Below are 16,627 nucleotides of genomic sequence, written 5' to 3'. Positions count from 1 at the left end.
AGATGAATGACTGTAGCTGTCTGAATTATGGTGTTTTAGTGTGAATATGTAGGGTGATCTATCGCAAACAATAGATGAAAAGCTTGCAACAGTTGGTTTTATAAATGCCTAAAACGGTTTTCTCTATAGAAAGTAATATTTCTGTACAAAAAGTCGTTTGGAGCTTTACTAAAACAAGGTAATAATGTGCAGTTACTTTTTTACTGTCATGATTGATTCTGTATGTCGCATATTTCTGTATTACTTCACGAAACTGTTGATGCCTTGCTTGCTGGGCGTACTACAGGAATCTATGTCGATGGGACATTTGGTCGTGGGGGACATACACGATTATTGCTATCAAAATTAGATGAAAATGCACGTGTTTTTGGCTTTGATAAAGACCCACAAGCTTTGGCAGTGGCCGCAGAATTAGAACAAGAAGATCCACGTTTTAAAATCATTCATGCCAGCTTTGCTGACTTACAACAAGAATTACAATCACGTGGCATCGACCTTGTAGATGGTGTTATGGCCGACTTAGGCGTGTCGTCACCGCAGTTAGATGAAGCAGAGCGTGGTTTTAGCTTTATGCGAAATGGCCCACTTGATATGCGTATGGACAACTCTCAAGGCCCAACAGCTGCAGAGTGGTTGGTGGATATTGAAGAAGAGGAATTGGCCAATATCATCTTTAAATATGGTGAAGAACGTTATAGTCGCCGTATTGCCAAAGCCATTAAAGCCGCAGGTTATATTGCAACTACTGCAGAGCTTGCTGAAATTGTAAAAGTTGCCCACCCAAAATGGGAAAAAAATAAACATGCGGCAACACGGACTTTCCAAGCCATTCGTATTGCCATTAATAAAGAATTAGATGATATTGAAGCTTTCCTACCACAAGCTGTGGACGTGTTAAAGCCAGAAGCGCGTTTAGCGGTGATTAGCTTCCACTCATTGGAAGACCGTTTAATTAAACAGTTTATTCAAAAAGAATCGACTTTGGCTGAAGATACGAGTTGGGGTATGCCACAACAACGTGAAGATACGCGTCGATTGAAAAAAGTATCCCGTGTTCGTGCCAGCGATGAAGAAGTAAAAGCCAATCCGCGTTCACGCAGTGCTTGGTTACGTGCAGCAGAACGTTTAGCTTAAAAGGCAAAGAATGAAAACCGAAGCAATAGAACAAAACACAAAAAAATTAAAGCTAAAAAAAACGATCACATACGCCGTCATGTTGATTTTGGTTTTCGTTAGTGCAATTTTTGTGGTTTTTCAAGTCTTTGAATACCGTCAAGATTATCGTCAATTGAACACCTATATCCGTGAACGTGATGACTTAAACGCGGAGTGGGGGCGTTTGTTGATTGAACAACAAACTTTTGGAGCAACGGCGCAAATTGGCACACGTGCAGTTACACAACTTCGGATGTATTCACCGCCAGTTGCGCAAACGGTGGTGATTTCTTTGCCGCAAACTTCAGAAGAGAAAAAATAAGGCTAGCTGTCAAATGGTTGAAAAGAGAAATAAGCAAACAGCACGAAAAAAACAGCAGTCTGTCACAGGTAAAACCGCCATTAGTGTTGATATGTGGCGTTTTTATTTAATGTGGAGTGTGGTTCTTCTGTGCTTTTTTGCATTGGTTGGACGTGCTTTTTATGTGCAAATTATCAACAAAGACTTTTTGCAAAATAAAGCCAATGCCAATATTTTAAGAACAGAAAAAATTCGTGCGATGCGTGGCGTGATTTATGACCGTCATGGTGTGCCTTTGGCCATTAGTACACCTGTTATGAAGGTGGTGATGGACCCGCGTGATTATTTTGATACCAAAAAACTGTTTGATGAAACCACGGCACAGCTGGCCAATGATCCGCATAACCGTAAATTAAAGCGTCAACTGCCAGATAAAAATTTAAACTTGGATGAACTTGCAGATGCAGTGGGCATGGATCGCGCAGAGCTTCGCAAAAAGTTAAATGAGCGCCCGCGTTCACGCTACTTGGTACTTAAAAAAGAAGTACCACCGCAGCAAGCTGACATGATTATGAAGCGTGAGTTTCAAGCGGTATATACCGAGAAAAACTATAAACGCTACTATCCACAGCCACAGCCGAACTCTCAAATTATTGGTTTGACCAATAGTGAAAGTGTCGGGATTGAAGGCTTGGAAATGCAGTTGAATCAACGTCTTGCAGGCACTGATGGTGAACAACAAATTGTCCGTGATAAAAAGGGCAACCGAGTTAAAGACCCAGAAGTGATTAAAGAAGTTGAACCGGGTGAAAACATTACCTTAAGTATTGATTCGCGCCTACAATATATTATGTACCGTGAATTGACTGCTGCTGGTGTGGCAAACAATGCACGTTCAGCAACTGCAATTGCAGTGGATGTGAAAACCGGTGAAATCTTGGCCATGACCAGTTGGCCGTCGTATAACCCGAATGATAAAAATGGCGTGTTGAATAAGGATGCCATGCGTAACCGTGGTGCGATTGACTCATTTGAACCAGGTTCGACAATGAAGCCATTAACAGTCGCGATGGCCTTAGAAAGTGGTAAATATACGGCCAATACGGTGGTTAATACCTCGCCAGGGTCGATGCGTGTGGGCAACCATACCATTCGTGACACCCATAACTATGGGGCATTAACCCTAGGTGGGATTATTCAAAAATCATCGAACGTTGGTGTCGCAAAAATTACCTTATCGTTGCCATATCCGACATTACCCACTTTTTATAAGCGTTTAGGTTTCGGTCAGCGCTCTGCTGTGAAATTCCCTGGCGAAAGTGGTGGTTTAATTTTACCGCCGAGCAAGTGGAATGTATCAGAAGTTGCGACCATGTCTTATGGTTATGGTTTGAATGCGACCGTGCTTCAAGTTGCAGATGCATACGCCATGATTGCCAATAAAGGCAAAAAGATGCCGTTGAGTTTATATAAATTAGACGAAGCGCCGAAAGGCGAGCAAATGATTGATGCAAAAATTGCTGATCAAGTGCTATTGATGATGGAAGCAGTAACCTTACCAGGCGGGACTGCACAGCAGGCGAATATTCCTGGTTATCGTGTCGCTGGTAAAACGGGTACGGCACATAAATTACGTCCTGACCGTAAAGGTTATTCGCAAACAGATTATCGTGCACTCTTTGCAGGGGTTGCACCTGTAAGTGATCCACGTTTAGCCATGATTGTGGTGGTGGAAAACCCGAAAGGCGCATACTACGGCGGTTTAGTTGCAGCGCCAGTATTTGCACGTGTGATGCAAGAATCATTGCGTTTAATGAACGTTCCTTTAGATAAACCTTTAGATACTCCTAAAATCCAGTAAGAGACAATCCATGACGATTTGTTTTAATGAGATATACAGCCTAACGTCTACTGCTGACTGGATGACACAACCTTTTCAGGGTTTTAGTCTGGACAGCAGACATGTCGCAAAAGGGCAAATTTTTATTGCCCTGACGTCATATTCGCAACCTGAAAAAACCATACAGTTTGCCCAAAGTGCGCTAGATTGCGGTGCTTTGGCTGTGATTTCTGAAGTGGATTTAAACTTAGCCAATGCCGTAACCATTCCTAATGTGCGTCAACTGATGGGGCAATGGCAGAAGCAGTATTTACAAGCGACTCAACCTGTTGTTGCTGCGCGCGTAATTGCAGTAACTGGCACCAACGGTAAAACCACGATTTCTCGTCTTATTGCTGAGTTGCTGATGCTACAAGCTAAAAAGTGTGCCGTGATGGGAACGACTGGTAATGGTATTTTGCCAAATTTAGAAGCATCGTCGCATACAACTTTAGATGCGTTGCACTTACAAAATGCTTTACATGATTATGCACAGCAAGGTGCAGAGTTTGCTTCTATTGAGGCGAGCTCGCACGGTTTGGAGCAAGGGCGTTTAAATGGTTGTGACATTGAAATTGCAGCCTATAGTAATTTAAGCCGTGATCATTTGGATTATCACAAAACCTTAGAGGCTTATACCGAAGCGAAGTCTCGCTTATTTGCCTTTGAGTCTCTTAAAGTGGCTATCATTAATATTGATGATGAGCATGCCTCAGTTATGTTAAATGCTGCGCGTCAAAATCCAGCGCAACCTAAAATTCTAAGCTATTCAACCACGCAAAAAGCGGATTATGAAGTGCGTGATATTCAATATAGTTTGAGTGGCGCGCATTTTAAATTAATCACCGCAGATGCTGTGTATGACGTGCATAGCCCGCTGTTGGGCCACTTCAATATTGAAAATATTGTGGCGAGTTTAATTGCAGCCGAGCAGGCAGGGTTTGCACTGGCAGATTTAATCGCAGTCACTCCTAAATTAAAGGGCGCACCAGGCCGCATGCAAGTGATCCGTGATGGCGAGCGCTTATTTGTTGTTGATTATGCCCACACGCCAGATGCGCTGATTCAAGTACTCGTTACCCTTAAGCGACATGTTTCCCAAAATCTTTGGGCTGTTTTTGGTTGTGGCGGGGATCGTGACCGTGGTAAACGTCCATTAATGACACAAGCAGCATTAGATTATGCGGATGTGGCCTTAATTACGTCGGATAACCCACGTACTGAAAACCCAGAACAAATTTTTGCAGATATGAAAGCCGGTATTCAGTTTGCAGGCCATATCGTGCATGAAATTCATGATCGTCGTGAAGCAATTAAATTTGCAGTCCAACACGCTCAAGATGGAGATATTGTTGTGATTGCAGGTAAAGGTCACGAAAATTATCAAGAAATCGATGGCGTACGTCATTGGTTTGACGATGTTGTTGAGGTGCAGTCTGCGATTAATGCATTGCAGGGCACAGATTCAAGCTATCCAGCTCAATAGGAAATCATCATGCATACATCTACTACAAGTACGGTGCCTTTAGAGCTATGGACAGCATCTGAGTTAGCTGAGGCTACTCAAGGCTATTGGTTAAATGATCGTGTGCCAGACACGGACATTAAGCGTATATTGACTGACTCGCGTCATGCAGAACTGGGTGATGCCTTTTTGGCATTAAAAGGGGAACGCTTTGATGCACATAATTTTGTGGCTCAAGTTGCAGCGCAGGGTTGTCAGTTGGCGATTGTTAGCCAACCTATAGACGCAGATATTTGCCAGTTGGTGGTTGCTGATACACGTTTGGCTTTGGGTCATTTGGGGGCTTATCGCCGTGCCAAACACCCAGCGCTTAAAGTGATTGCGCTGACAGGCAGTAGTGGCAAAACCACCACCAAAGAAATGTTAGGCAGTATTTTGTCTCGCCTTGCCCCGACTTTAATTACCCGTGGTAACTTAAATAATGATTTAGGTGTACCGATGATGCTGCTTGAACTCCGCTCAGAGCATCAATATGCGGTGATGGAGCTGGGCGCAAGTCATAAAGGTGAAATTGACTATACTTCAAATCTGGTACAGCCACAGGTTGCGGGCATTTTGAATATCGGTACAGCACACCTAGGTGAGTTTGGTGGTCGTGAAGGCATTTGCTTAGCAAAATCTGAAATTTATACGCATATTGCAAAAGCGGGCACATCGATTGTGCCTGCGGCAGATGATTTTACCGATCAAATTCGGGGTGCAGTACAAACAGAGCAACAGATCAGCTTTGGTCTAGGTGGTGATGTTTATGCAACCGATATTCAGTTACATGCACAGTCTGCAACGTTTAAGTTGCATACCCCTTCTGCAGAACACCTTGTAAACCTACCTTTTGCAGGTGAGCACAATGTACAAAATGCGGTGGCTGCAACTGCATTTGCTTTAGCAATAGGTATAGGTTTAGATGACATCGTCACTGGCTTAGAACAAGCGCAAGGTGCAAAAGGTCGTTTAAACTTTATTCAACATAAAACACATTTGTTTATTGATGATACTTACAATGCGAATCCGACCTCAATGCGTGCGGCAGCAGAAGTGCTGGCACAGCAAGAGGGTGTACGGGTCATGGTTGTTGGTGATATTGGCGAACTCGGTGCATCTGCGGCTCAGCAACACTACATGCTAGGTCGTGATTTAGTTTCGGTTAAAGGCATCAATTTTGTCATAGCAGTTGGTGAATTTGCACCTGCTATGCAAGAGGGTGCGCGTAGTACACAATATGGTAAAAAAATGCAGGCTTTTCTGAATCAACAGCAAGCCTTGCCTCTTTTGATTAGTCTCGTTGAAACACATCAACCTCAGTCCATGAGTTTCCTGTTTAAAGGTTCTCGTTTTACCCACATGGAAACGTTGATGGCTGAATTGATGGAGAAGCTCTAAATGCTGTTATGGTTATTTGAACACTTGGCGGGCTATCATAGCTCATTCCAAGTGGTCCGTTATTTAACACTTCGTTCTTTACTGAGTGTATTGACGGCATTATTAATTGGCTTGACCTTGGGTCCAGTCATGATTCGTAAACTCCAAGCTTTGAAATATGGTCAAGCGGTAAGTTCATTCGCACCAGAAAACCATGCAAAAAAAATGGGTACACCAACCATGGGCGGGATTTTAATCCTACTATCGATTGGTGTTTCTACCCTGTTATGGGCAGATTTATCCAACCCTTATGTGTGGATTGTACTCGGTGTAATGGTGATTTTTGGTGCCGTAGGCTGGGCAGATGATTGGATTAAAATCCGATACAAAGACAATGCGGGTTTGCCTGCAAAGAAAAAGTTCTTTTGGACATCAATTGCTTCATTAGGTGCAGGTATTGCGTTGTATGTGATTGCAACACAGCAACCTAACCCTGAACATACTGCAGATATGCTGGATGTGCTTATACCATTCTTTAAAGAATTAAGTTTGCCACTCTCTGCAATTCCATTAGGTTTAGGGTTTATTGCCTTTACATATTTGGTGATTAACGGTGCTTCAAATGCAGTGAACTTAACTGACGGTCTCGATGGTTTGGCGATTATGCCAATCGTATTGGTGGCGGCTGGTTTAGGTGTATTTGCATATCTAGCAGGTGATATTCGTTTTGCGACCTATTTACATGTACCTTATGTGAAATATGCATCCGAGCTGGTGGTCATCTGTGCGGCGATGATTGGCGCAGGTTTGGCATTCCTTTGGTATAACGCACATCCAGCCCAAATCTTTATGGGCGATGTTGGCGCATTATCTTTAGGTGCAATGCTAGGTACAATTGCGGTAATGGTTCGACAAGAAATTGTCTTTGCCATTATGGGGGGTGTATTTGTGGTTGAAGCGATTTCAGTTTTCTTGCAAATTGGCTCACTACGTATGCGAAATAAGCGCGTATTCTTAATGGCGCCATTACATCACCATTATGAAAAGAAAGGCTGGCGTGAAACCCAAGTCGTGATCCGTTTCTGGATTATCACAATTATGCTGGTAGTTTTAGGCCTAATGACCTTAAAATTGCGTTAAGCAAAATTGAAATGAAAAGCCGGTCAATTGCCCGGCTTTTTTTATGCCTCAATGGCCTTGGAGAAAATGATGAATCTGCTGATGTGCCCAGTTTGTAAAACAAACTTGGTGCTTGAGGAAAGAACATGGCGCTGTGAAAACAACCATAGTTATGATGTAGCCAAACAAGGCTATGTAAATTTACATGTGGTACAGCATAAGCACAGTAAAAACCCAGGGGATACACCTGAGTCTGTGCAAGCACGTCGTGCTTTTTTAAGTGCAGGGCATTATGCGCCCCTCCAGCAAGCTGTTGTGCAAAAAATTCGTGATTTACGTATAGAAAATCTATTGGATATTGGCTGTGGTGAAGGTTATTACACCGATGCGATGCAACAAGAAGTGTTGCAATGCGTAGGGGTAGATATTGCTAAAAATGCAGTGCAAGTGGCGGCAAAACTCAATAAAAATGTCACTTGGGTTGTGGGTACAGGGGCGACTTTACCTGTGCTTGATCAGAGTATTGATTTGTGTACGAGTTTATTTAGCCCAATCCCGCAAGAAGAAATCTTACGTGTGCTGAAACCCGAAGCTTATCTTTTGGTGGTAACGCCTGCACCTGAGCATTTATACGCGATGCGCGAAGCTTTATTTGAGGAAGTAAAAGCGCATGAGCCAAATAAATTTGCGGAGCAATTGGCTGGCAACTTTACTTTAATTGATCAAGAAATTGTGCAGTCTAAGATGTGTCTTCAGCAAGAGGATTTAAAAAATCTGATTGCCATGACGCCGTATGCATACAAAGCAAAACCTGAGCGCCGCCAGGCCCTAGAGCAGAAAAATGGCTTTGAACTGACTGCACATTATCAAATCTACATCTTTCAAAAGAAGTGATTGTTTAAGGTTGTCGCAAGATCACTAAATCTGACGATAATAAAAAAGCCCTCGAATTCGAGGGCTTTTTTATTATTGTACTTGCTGGATCAAATGATCTAAGGCATCTCCACCTTGTTTAGGCGGGGGATTGTTATTTAGTGCAGGTGGTTTAGTTTGGTTTGGCACCAAAGGTTGATCACCTGGTAAATCTTCGAAGTCATTTTGCACAGTTGGACGTGGCGCAACTGGGGCAGGGCGATATAAAGGTTGTGCTAGAGCAGGTGCTGCACGATCCTGTTTATTTGCATCTTTATTTGGTACCGCCTGACCACGTTGTACAGGAAGTTTGGCATTTTTATCAAAACGAACCCAAGATTCTGGAGTGCCTTTTAATGCATTTTCCATAAAGTTGGTCCAAATTGGTAGGGCTGCGACACCACCATATTCGCGGCGGCCCAATGTGGTTGGTTGGTCAAAGCCCACCCATGCAATCGATACCAGCTTGCCATTGAAGCCCGCAAACCATGCGTCTTTAGCATCATTGGTGGTCCCTGTTTTCCCGCCAAGGTCATTACGACCAATTTTGAGGGCAGCACGACCTGTACCATGCTGAATAACATCACGTAAGATATTGGCCATATCAAATGCAGAGCTTGATTTTAAAATACGCTGTGCTTGGCGATAATCGCCAGTATCAACTTCTGCGCTATCACTTGAAGTGGCTTCACTTGCCGAATTTGAAACTTGGAAAGCTTCATCATCTGGCGTTGCCAGATTATCGCTTTCAGGAGCAGGTTCCTTTTCATTAATACATTGGATACATGCATATTCAGGATTAGCCTGATAAATGACTTTGCCATAAGCATCTTCAATGCGACTAATAAAATGCGGTTGAATACGATAACCACCATTGGCAAAGGCAGCATAACCTGTGGCCATTTGTACAGGCAGTACTTGAGGTGTACCCAAGGCAATCGTGTAGTTACGTGGAATTTGATTTTCTTGTAAGCCAAAATCCATCAGCAATTGGCGTGTACGTTCAATCCCCACCATTTGTAATAGGCGTACAGATACCGTATTACGTGAAAGATATAATGCACGACGCAGTGGAATCATTCCGAGGTAGCGACCATCAGAGTTTTTAGGGGTCCATTTGCCAATCGTAATAGGGCTATCATTAACCATACTATAAGGCGTTAAACCACGTTCTAAGGCCAATGCATATACAAAAGGCTTAATGGTTGAGCCGGGTTGACGCCAACCTTGAACAGCACGGTTAAAGGTGGATTGATAAAAATTATATCCACCCACCACCGCTTCAATGGCACCATTATTGGGGTTAATCGCAATTAACTGCCCTTGAACTTTGGGAATTTGTACCAGTGCCCAAGCTGTTTTATTGTCATTTGGTCTTAACCGTACAATATCGTCTTTTTTGACAATTTGTGAAGCATTGCTGGGCGCATTACCCACACTATTTGCATTGCGATAAGGGCGTGCCCAAGACATGCCTGACCACGGCACCGTCACTGTGGTGCCATCTTGTAAAAGTGCATCAAAACTTGAGCGATCGACTTTTACTACTTGAGCGGGGAAGGTGTTAGCAAATGCTGTGAAATTTTTAAGCGGTTCGCCATGCGCTTCAGCACCTCGCCAACCATGACGACGGTCATAATCCTCTAAACCCTCTTGTATGGCTTGTTCCGCATAGGTCTGACGTTGGCTGTTAATCGTAGTATAGACTTTATAACCAGAGTCAATCGCTTGCTCACCCAAGGTACTAATCAGTTCTGAGCGGACCATTTCGCCGACATAGGGAAAACGATTATTTACACCTCGTTCAGGCATATCTAAATTAATAGGTTCAGCAATTCCAAGCTCATATTCTTTTTGGTTGATATAACCTAGTTGTAGCATACGCCCCAAAATCCAATTACGACGTTCAAGTGCACGTTTTGGGTTAGCAACTGGATTATATTTTGAAGGTGCTTTAGGCAGGCCAGAAATCATCGCCATTTGGCCCAATGAGAGTTCATTTAGACTTTTGTTATAATAAATCTTAGCGGCTGCGGCGATACCGTATGCATTTTTACCTAAAAATATTTTATTGACATATAAAGAGAGAATTTCTTCTTTGGTGAGATTTTGTTCTATTTTACGAGCTAAAAATACTTCGGTGAGTTTGCGTTTTAATGTACGTTCAGGGCTTAAATAATAATTCTTGGCCACCTGCATGGTAATGGTGGAACCACCTGTCTGTACATCTGAGCCTGTAATAGACTCACTAACAGCCCGACCTAAGCCTTTGAAACTAATGCCACTATGCTCAAAGAAAGAGGAGTCTTCAGCTGCTAGAAAAGCATGGATAAAGTTGGGTGGTATTTGATTGTATTCTACAGGCACAGAAAGTTTGCCACCATATTCCGCAATAAGCTCATTATCGGCACTATAAACTTGTAATGGTTTTAATAATGGTGCCTTCTTCAGAGTGGACATTTCTGGCAAAGATGGTGCAATATAGAGATACATGCCATAAAAACCCATTGGAATAGAGATCAAAATTAAAATTAAGATCAAAAAAAATGGATGAACAAGGCCTGAACAAGATAGCTTTTTCATAACAAGTAAGTTTTAATAAGAGCTAATGGCAAACTAATTAGCGGTCAGTATATCCTTAAGGCGCGCAGATTGTTATATGAGATATTGTATCTGCGATAAATTATAGGCCGATTATAGTTAGTTAGTTACTTTTTTGGGGATAAAAAAATAATAGGAATGATATTGTGCTCAGGTTATATCGTAAGCCAAATAAGGGGTTAATAGGAGTAGATATTAGTTCAACTTCTGTTAAGGTTCTGGAACTTTCTGTAAAAGGCGGCAGGCATTGGGTCGAAAGCTATGCTTTGGTACCACTGCAAGAAGGCAGTGTTGTTGAAAAAAATATCTTAAACCCTGAAGCGGTTGGGGATTCTCTTGAGCGCGCAATTAATTTAGCCAATACGCAATCTTCAAATGCAGCATTTGCAATTCCAACATCTATGGTGATCACAAAGGTCATTGAGATGGATGCGGATATGACAAGTGATGAGCGTGAAGTACAAATTCGTATGGATGCTGAACAATACATTCCATTCCCGCTGGATGAAGCAAGTCTAGATTTTGAAGTTCTCCCTGACGTTTTATCTAATCCAAATCGCGTTAATGTTTTATTGGTTGCAACGCTGATTGAAAATATCGAAGGGCGTTCTGAAGTTTTAGAAATGGCGGGTTTAACACCTAAAATTGCGGATGTCGAAAGTTTTGCATTAGAAAATGCCTTTAAGGTTTTTTCAGATACGCTACCGATGGGTGTAAAAACGGTTGGGATTTTAGATATTGGTCATAGCATGACGACCTTATATGTAATGCAAAACAATAAAGTTATCTACAGTCGTGAACAGGTATTTGGTGGTAAACAACTTACCCAAGAAATTCAAAACCGTTATGGTCTTTCTTTTGAAGAAGCTGGGCGTGCGAAAAAAACGCGTGCTTTACCAGACGATTATGATGTTGAAGTATTAGAGCCTTTTCTAGAGGCCGTAGTGCAACAAGCTGCACGTTCATTACAATTCTTCTTTTCATCTTCACAGTTCAATGAAATTGATCATATTTTATTGGCTGGGGGAAATGCCAATATTCCTGGTCTTGCAAAATTGTTACAACAAAAGCTGGGATATCGAGTCACGATTGCCAATCCATTCTTACAAATGGGTTTTTCACCTCAAATTGATATTAAAAAAATTGAAAATGATGCTTCATCATTATTGGTGGCATGTGGCTTAGCATTGAGGAGTTTTGATTAATGGCAAAAATTAACTTACTCCCTTGGCGCGATGAGCTAAGAGAGAAACGAAAAAAAGAATTTATTGCGATTTGCATTGGGGCATTTTTTCTAGGGGTTATTGCAGCAGCTGCGGTTTGGTTCTACTACGATCAGAAATTACAAGATCAAGAGCAAGCCAATCAGTTGATTGTGAGTACTAACCAAAATTTAGATGTGCAGTTAAAGTCACTCGATGGTTTGCAAGAACAACGTAATGCAATTATTGAACGCATGAAGCTCATTCAAGGTTTACAAAGCCAACGTCCAATCGCAGTACATCTGATAGATGAATTGGTTCGTGTGGTACCGAGTAATGTTTATATTACAAGGTTTACTCGAGCTGGAGATAAGTTTACTTTTGAAGGTAAGGCGGAAAGTCCAAACGCTGTTGCAGAATTTTTGCGTAATTTGGAAGCTTCACCCTGGTATCGAAATGCTTTCATGAATTCGTTCTTGGCTGTTGAAGTAAATAAAGATCAAGCCCCAAAATCCGTGGTTCCTCGTGTTGAAGAGAGTTATGGTAATTTTGTGGTCACTGCAGATCTAGATACGATCCCACAACCCGTAGCAAATGCAGAAGGAAGTGCTACAGGAGCTGATTCAGCAGCATCTACAGCGGAGGTGGCGAAATGAGTCGTGAAGAATTTGATGAATTAAATCAAGCATCTGTTGCGCCCGCAAAGAAAAAAATGACGCTGGATAAATTCTTACAACAATTCAATACTTTGGATCCAAATAACTATGGTAGTTGGCCCTTATCGGTCAAAATTACTTGTTGGATTTTTATTGTACTGCTGGTATTAGCGTTAGCTTATTTTGTCATGATCAAAGGCAAAATTGAATCAATCGCAAATGCAAATGCACAAGAACAAAACTTATTAAATGAATTCCGTGAAAAAGAATCTAAGTTGCGTAATTTACAACAATATCAAACTCAATTGCAGGATATGGAGGCGCGTTTTAATCAGCAATTGGATCAATTGCCGAAAGAAACTGAAATTCCAGGTTTGGTTGAAGATATCAACGTAACAGGTGTGAATTCGGGGTTGAAGTTTAAGAATATTCGACTTGAACCGGAAGTAAAGCAAGAGTTCTTTATTGAACAGCCGATTTCGATGGAAGCAACTGGTGATTATCACGCCTTTGGTAGTTTTGTAAGTGGAATTGCAGGATTATCTCGTATTGTCACTTTGCATGATTTTACGATTAGCTCTTCTGAAAATCCTCAGAAAAAATCTGAAATTCCAAGCATAAATTATACTCTTCAGGCCAAAACTTATCGTTATGTAGGTAATAGTGATAATGCATCCACGGAAGGAGCACAATAATGAAAATGAATAAAATTGCCTTATTTTCACTCATTGGCTTTGTTTTAGTTGGATGTGATAGTCGTATTGATGCAGTTAATCAAGAAATGGCAAATATTCGTAATCAACCACCTTTGCCAATTGAGCCAGCACCAGATTTTACTTCGACAGAAACCTTTGTTTATGCTGCACATCAACTAAAGAGCCCTTTCTTGCCAAGTTCATTGGCAGCAGAGCTGAAAATTATGGCGGGTAAACGTGTTTATCCAAACTTTAATCGTCAGCAACAGCCTTTAGAAAGTTATGCTTTAGAAACTTTAAATATGAAGGGAAGTTTGCGTAATCAAGCGGGTGGTATTATCGCATTGATTCAAACTCCTGATGGGCAAATTGAGCGTGTTCAACGTGGTAATTATATGGGGCTTAATCAGGGGCGTATTGTTAATATCACGCCGACACAGATTGACTTGATTGAGGTTATTCCAGATGGGCGAGAAGGATATGTGGAACGTCCGAGAAGTCTTATTTTAATTGGACCAGCACCTTAAGCTTAAAGGAATAAAAATGAAAAATAGTATGCAAGATTTTATTTTTGGGGATGGCAATACAATGAACCGTATGTTTCGTCAGTTTTCTATGGGTGCTGTAGCAATGGCTGTCATGCAAGCCGCAAGTGCGGGTGTTGCAGTGACGAATGTGGTGCCAATGCAAATTCCAGGACAGGGTACTGAAATTCGTGTCATGTTCAATGGTTTGCCACCACAACCACAAGCTTATCAGTTGGAACAGCCATCACGTTTAGTTTTAGATTTTGATAAAGCACAGCAAAATCTTAAACAAAGCTCGATCCCAGTTGCGACCAGTGAAGCGAGTTCTGTTGATATTAGTTCAGATGCGCAGCGCGCTCGTTTAACCGTCAATTTAGCTGATGCAGGCGCATTTACAACACGTGTTGAAGGGAATACGTTCATTCTAAAAATTAATGCGGCAAATGCATTGGCACCTACACCTGTAGCGGCGCAAAAGCAGGCACAAGGCATTTCTGATATTGGGTTTAAACGTGGTTCAGCTGGCGAAGGCTTAGTTGTTATTGATTTGTTAGGAAGCAATACCCCTGTTGATGTACAACAACAAGGTAGCAAAATTGTTGTACGTACTTTAGGGAATAAAGTACCAGCACATTTGGCACGTCGTTTGAATGTGAATGATTTTGCGACACCTGTTGCTACGGTAGATGCACAAAATGATCGTGGTAGTGGGTTGATTACGATTTCATCGAGTGGTAGTTATGAATACATGGCTTATCAGACAGATAATCGACTAACCATTAGCTTAAAGCGTCCTGAAGATAAAAACCCAGCGCGTGCAAAAGCTTCAAATCACTATACGGGCAAAAAGATCTCTTTAGATTTCCAAGATATTGAAGTACGTCGTGTATTACAGTTACTTGCAGATTTTACAGATATCAATATGGTTGCTGCGGATTCTGTAAATGGCAATATTACATTACGTTTAAAAGATGTTCCTTGGGATCAAGCATTAGATATTGTACTAAAAACTAAGAATTTAGATAAGCGTAGAAATGGTAATGTCATTTGGATTGCACCTGTTTCAGAGTTGATTAAAGCAGAAGAAGATGAAGCAAAAGCCATTGAGCAGAGTATAAAACTTGCACCAATTCAAACAGAATACTTAAAGCTAAGCTATGCCAAAGTTGCTGATATTGAAAAGTTAATTACACAAAGTAAGACCAACAATACGGGTGGTACAAATAGTGGTAATAATGCTTCTGATGCATTACTTAGTTCACGTGGTTCAATCTCAGTGGATGCGCGAACTAACACTTTAATTGTCAATGATACAGCTCAAAATATTGATAAAATCCGTAAGATGGTCGATTTACTTGATGTTGAAGTGAAGCAGGTCATGGTTGAGGCGCGAATAGTTACAGCTCAAACAGAATTTTCACGTGAGTTGGGGGTGAGTTGGGGCTTGCAACGTAATAATCCAAGCTTAAGTGCTGGTGCAAACGGTTCAAACGTTTGGGGTGGAGATTATTCGCCTAAGTTTGATCTAGGTGTGGACTTGGCGACTGGGACAGCGGGAACCTTTAATTTTGGTTTGTTAAAGATTTCTGATTTTATGTTGGATTTACAATTAACTGCGCTACAGTCTGATGGTCATGGTGAGGTTTTATCAGCACCAAAAGTGATGACTGGGGATAAGCAGAAGGCATCAATTTTACGTGGTGATCAAATTCCATATCAATCGTGGAGTGCTGAGGGTGGTACGACAACTAGCTTCGTTGATGCTAACCTAAAGTTAGAAGTCACGCCGAGTATTACGCCTGATGGCAAAGTACAAATGGATCTCAAAATCGAAAAAGATACCATTGGTGAACTGACTTCGGCTGGTTATCTAATCAATACAAACAAACTTGAAACCAATGTTCTAGTTGGTGATGGTGAGACGATTGTATTGGGTGGTATTTTTGATGATATCAAACGTAATCAGTATCAAAAAGTTCCATTCCTAGGTGATTTACCATTTGTTGGAGTGTTGTTTAAAAACAATGTGAAGACAAATGCGCAAACTGAGTTGCTAATTTTTGTTACGCCACGAATTGTTAATGACAGTGTTTCAAGAAATCATTAATATATTTTGAAATTAACAAAATCAAAAGGTGACTCCTTGCCAAGCAAAGAGTTTGAATCCCTACCAAATATATATTTGGTAGGGCCTATGGGGGCAGGCAAAACAACCGTTGGACGGCATCTGGCAGAATTGTTAGGGCGTGAATTTCTTGATAGTGATCATGAAATTGAGCGTAAAACAGGTGCTACCATTCCCTGGATTTTTGAAAAAGAAGGGGAAGCGGGTTTTCGTAGTCGTGAAACTATTGTTATCGATGAGTTAACGGCTCGAGAACATTTGGTTTTAGCCACAGGTGGTGGTGCAGTCACTCAAGCCCCTAACCGCGAATTTCTCAAGCATCGTGGTATTGTGGTTTATCTCTATACGCCAGTTGAAATTCAATTGCAGCGCACCTTTCGCGATAAAAATCGCCCTTTATTGCAAGTTGAAAATCCTGAACAGAAGTTGAAAGATTTACTTGCGATACGTGACCCACTCTATCGTGAAGTTGCACATCATATTATTGAAACGAATCAAGGTGCAGCGCGTGATTTAGCGCATAAAATCTTGAACTTAATCGTTTCCACTCCTGTACTTAGTCAGTCCTAGA

Annotated in this window: 14 protein-coding genes; 13 read left to right on the top strand and 1 reads right to left on the bottom strand. The window is 41.5% G+C overall.

Annotated elements, in window-relative coordinates; genetic code table 11:
- The first annotated feature begins 222 nt into the window (after positions 1-222).
- The 7 genes from rsmH (at position 223) to DYI81_RS05075 (ending at position 8,232) form a co-directional block, all read left to right on the top strand.
- Entirely contained in the window at positions 223-1,134 is a 912-nt protein-coding gene (gene rsmH, locus DYI81_RS05105; protein ID WP_106983919.1) for a 16S rRNA (cytosine(1402)-N(4))-methyltransferase RsmH, read from the top strand.
- A gap of 10 nt (positions 1,135-1,144) precedes the next feature.
- Positions 1,145-1,477 carry a cell division protein FtsL gene (gene ftsL, locus DYI81_RS05100; protein ID WP_106983920.1) on the top strand — a complete coding sequence of 111 codons (333 nt, stop codon included), beginning with the start codon at positions 1,145-1,147 and terminating at the stop codon, positions 1,475-1,477.
- Positions 1,478-1,490: 13 nt separating this feature from the next.
- Positions 1,491-3,317: a penicillin-binding protein PBP3 gene (gene ftsI, locus DYI81_RS05095; RefSeq protein ID WP_117006906.1), complete on the top strand. Its 1,827-nt coding sequence runs from the start codon at positions 1,491-1,493 to the stop codon at positions 3,315-3,317.
- 10 nt (positions 3,318-3,327) lie between these two features.
- A complete protein-coding gene (locus DYI81_RS05090; RefSeq protein WP_117006905.1) occupies positions 3,328-4,821 on the top strand; it encodes a UDP-N-acetylmuramoyl-L-alanyl-D-glutamate--2,6-diaminopimelate ligase in 1,494 nt (497 codons plus the stop codon).
- Positions 4,822-4,830: 9 nt separating this feature from the next.
- On the top strand, positions 4,831-6,240 hold the full coding sequence (murF, locus tag DYI81_RS05085; protein ID WP_117006904.1) for a UDP-N-acetylmuramoyl-tripeptide--D-alanyl-D-alanine ligase: 1,410 nt from the start codon (positions 4,831-4,833) through the stop codon (positions 6,238-6,240).
- Positions 6,241-7,359, top strand: a complete 1,119-nt coding sequence (gene mraY, locus DYI81_RS05080) for a phospho-N-acetylmuramoyl-pentapeptide-transferase (protein WP_106983924.1) — start codon at positions 6,241-6,243, stop codon at positions 7,357-7,359.
- Between the two features lie 69 nt (positions 7,360-7,428).
- The gene (locus DYI81_RS05075) at positions 7,429-8,232 is read left to right on the top strand and encodes a putative RNA methyltransferase (protein ID WP_106983925.1); all 804 of its coding nucleotides are present in this window, start codon (positions 7,429-7,431) and stop codon (positions 8,230-8,232) included.
- A gap of 72 nt (positions 8,233-8,304) precedes the next feature.
- Here DYI81_RS05075 and ponA read toward each other — a convergent pair whose 3' ends face one another.
- The gene (ponA, locus tag DYI81_RS05070) at positions 8,305-10,833 is read right to left on the bottom strand and encodes a penicillin-binding protein PBP1a (RefSeq protein ID WP_117006903.1); all 2,529 of its coding nucleotides are present in this window, start codon (positions 10,831-10,833) and stop codon (positions 8,305-8,307) included.
- A gap of 164 nt (positions 10,834-10,997) precedes the next feature.
- Between ponA and DYI81_RS05065 the strand changes: the two genes are divergently transcribed.
- The 6 genes from DYI81_RS05065 to aroK are packed head-to-tail and all read left to right on the top strand — an operon-like array spanning position 10,998 to position 16,626.
- Positions 10,998-12,056, top strand: a complete 1,059-nt coding sequence (locus DYI81_RS05065) for a pilus assembly protein PilM (RefSeq protein ID WP_106983927.1) — start codon at positions 10,998-11,000, stop codon at positions 12,054-12,056.
- Positions 12,056-12,709 (top strand): PilN domain-containing protein, encoded by a 654-nt coding sequence (locus DYI81_RS05060; protein ID WP_106983928.1) that lies wholly within the window; start codon positions 12,056-12,058, stop codon positions 12,707-12,709. Before DYI81_RS05065 ends, DYI81_RS05060 begins: the two co-directional genes overlap by 1 nt.
- Positions 12,706-13,404, top strand: coding sequence for a type 4a pilus biogenesis protein PilO (locus tag DYI81_RS05055; protein WP_106983929.1), 699 nt, complete (start codon positions 12,706-12,708; stop codon positions 13,402-13,404). Before DYI81_RS05060 ends, DYI81_RS05055 begins: the two co-directional genes overlap by 4 nt.
- On the top strand, positions 13,404-13,931 hold the full coding sequence (locus DYI81_RS05050) for a pilus assembly protein PilP (RefSeq protein WP_106983930.1): 528 nt from the start codon (positions 13,404-13,406) through the stop codon (positions 13,929-13,931). Before DYI81_RS05055 ends, DYI81_RS05050 begins: the two co-directional genes overlap by 1 nt.
- A 16-nt stretch (positions 13,932-13,947) precedes the next feature.
- A complete protein-coding gene (gene pilQ, locus DYI81_RS05045) occupies positions 13,948-16,038 on the top strand; it encodes a type IV pilus secretin PilQ (protein WP_117006902.1) in 2,091 nt (696 codons plus the stop codon).
- A 36-nt stretch (positions 16,039-16,074) separates the two neighbouring features.
- Positions 16,075-16,626, top strand: a complete 552-nt coding sequence (aroK, locus tag DYI81_RS05040) for a shikimate kinase AroK (protein WP_106983932.1) — start codon at positions 16,075-16,077, stop codon at positions 16,624-16,626.
- Position 16,627 lies beyond the last annotated feature (1 nt).

Source organism: Acinetobacter sp. SWAC5, assembly GCF_003419885.1.
Classification (GTDB): domain Bacteria; phylum Pseudomonadota; class Gammaproteobacteria; order Pseudomonadales; family Moraxellaceae; genus Acinetobacter; species Acinetobacter cumulans.
The sequence above is the reverse complement of the archived record's forward strand: the minus strand, read 5'-3'. Positions and strand labels throughout refer to the sequence as shown.

What these genes read in the sequence shown, in the direction of transcription:
- DYI81_RS05075 (WP_106983925.1), top strand. Translation starts at nt 7,429, where the DNA reads ATGAATCTGCTGATGTGCCCAGTTTGTAAAACAAACTTGGTGCTTGAG.
- pilQ (WP_117006902.1), top strand. Translation starts at nt 13,948, where the DNA reads ATGAAAAATAGTATGCAAGATTTTATTTTTGGGGATGGCAATACAATG.
- rsmH (WP_106983919.1), top strand. Translation starts at nt 223, where the DNA reads ATGTCGCATATTTCTGTATTACTTCACGAAACTGTTGATGCCTTGCTT.
- ftsI (WP_117006906.1), top strand. Translation starts at nt 1,491, where the DNA reads ATGGTTGAAAAGAGAAATAAGCAAACAGCACGAAAAAAACAGCAGTCT.
- DYI81_RS05060 (WP_106983928.1), top strand. Translation starts at nt 12,056, where the DNA reads ATGGCAAAAATTAACTTACTCCCTTGGCGCGATGAGCTAAGAGAGAAA.
- ponA (WP_117006903.1), bottom strand. Translation starts at nt 10,833, where the DNA reads ATGAAAAAGCTATCTTGTTCAGGCCTTGTTCATCCATTTTTTTTGATC.
- murF (WP_117006904.1), top strand. Translation starts at nt 4,831, where the DNA reads ATGCATACATCTACTACAAGTACGGTGCCTTTAGAGCTATGGACAGCA.
- ftsL (WP_106983920.1), top strand. Translation starts at nt 1,145, where the DNA reads ATGAAAACCGAAGCAATAGAACAAAACACAAAAAAATTAAAGCTAAAA.
- mraY (WP_106983924.1), top strand. Translation starts at nt 6,241, where the DNA reads ATGCTGTTATGGTTATTTGAACACTTGGCGGGCTATCATAGCTCATTC.
- DYI81_RS05055 (WP_106983929.1), top strand. Translation starts at nt 12,706, where the DNA reads ATGAGTCGTGAAGAATTTGATGAATTAAATCAAGCATCTGTTGCGCCC.
- DYI81_RS05050 (WP_106983930.1), top strand. Translation starts at nt 13,404, where the DNA reads ATGAAAATGAATAAAATTGCCTTATTTTCACTCATTGGCTTTGTTTTA.
- DYI81_RS05090 (WP_117006905.1), top strand. Translation starts at nt 3,328, where the DNA reads ATGACGATTTGTTTTAATGAGATATACAGCCTAACGTCTACTGCTGAC.